Annotated in this window: 2 protein-coding genes; both read right to left on the bottom strand. The window is 59.9% G+C overall.

The window, feature by feature from the left end; translation table 11 throughout:
• Positions 1 to 262 precede the first annotated feature (262 nt).
• Positions 263 to 469: a hypothetical protein gene (locus BTW07_RS18685; RefSeq protein WP_075571656.1), complete on the bottom strand. Its 207-nt coding sequence runs from the start codon at positions 467 to 469 to the stop codon at positions 263 to 265.
• A partial coding sequence (locus BTW07_RS20090) for a hypothetical protein (RefSeq protein ID WP_208605440.1) occupies positions 466 to 1127 on the bottom strand: 662 nt, incomplete at its 5' end. The genes BTW07_RS18685 and BTW07_RS20090, both read right to left, overlap by 4 nt.

Here is a 1127-nt window from a genome sequence, read left to right as displayed (position 1 = left end):
AAGTGCTCCGCCTGGGCGTAGAGGAGCGCGGCGTGACCGTAGGCACGACCCTGGAGACACCGCCGGGCCTGCTCCCTCAGAACTCGGGGCTCCGGGCAGGCGTCTGCCCACCCGACACCGCGCGCCATCGGTCGTGAAGCACGGCGGCCGATCCCGCACCCCCCGTCAACCCGTGCTGCGCAGGGTATGACGGGGGGCACGGTTCCGGCCTGGGAGGCCGTGCGACCGATGGGCGACGGGTGACGGGCAGGCAGGAACATGATTAGCGCCCCGGTTCCGGGCGGGCCGGAGAAGGTTCACCTTCCAGGACAGAGCGGTCGCCGCGCTCCAGTTGGGCAAGGCCGTACTGAAAGAGCCGTTCGCCCAGGGCGGAAGGTGTGAGTTGGTTCATGCCTGCCTGAACCAGAAACCGAGAGTGATCGGTCTGTTCCAGGAACACGCGAACGGGTTGTTTCTTCGCGGTGGTCATTGGGTGTTCCTCGTGGTGGTGGTGGTGGTGGTGGTGGTGGTCGGTACTGCATGACTGCGATGCGCATTCAGGAGTGAACGCGTAATCGCTGTGGAGAGAAAAAAGGCCCGTGACGCTGGGGCAACCTGCCGGGATGGGAAGCGCGGGCAGGCGGAAACGCCACGGACCAAAGGGGCCGCGGTTGAGGCGGAAATCGGGGGCAAAAAAAACGGCCCGGTCAGTGTCATCGTGGAGATGAGGGACTTAGGGGCCGGAAAAGATCGCTTCCGGTGGAAGGCGACCATGAACGCGATGAAGGCAGAGTCGAGTAAAGATGACTCAGGCCTAGTAAGGAAAGTGTCGCCGATAAGCGTCGCCCGGGCAATTAAAAAAACCCGCGAAATCAAGATTAACGCAGTTTTTGACGATACTTTAGTCGCATAAATAAGAGCGGCTAATATCGCGCGATAGATCGCGATAACAGTTTGTAAATATGTAATGAGAGGATTGCAAAAAAACCGCACCGGATATATGGCTTGATAGCGCCATAGGCCGGTGCGGGCGAGTGGTGCGTCAACTGATCGAGTCAGGACGTCGTGTAGGTAATAGCGCTGTTCATGGTCGCTATAGTTCGGTGCGAGCCTATTAATGGCTCTGACGGACTTGAGGTCGGAGGAAC

It is taken from the genome of Salinicola socius, assembly GCF_001937195.1.
GTDB classification, from domain to species: Bacteria; Pseudomonadota; Gammaproteobacteria; order Pseudomonadales; family Halomonadaceae; genus Salinicola; species Salinicola socius.
Note: the sequence above shows the minus strand (reverse complement) of the source record. Positions and strands in the feature narration are given on the sequence as shown.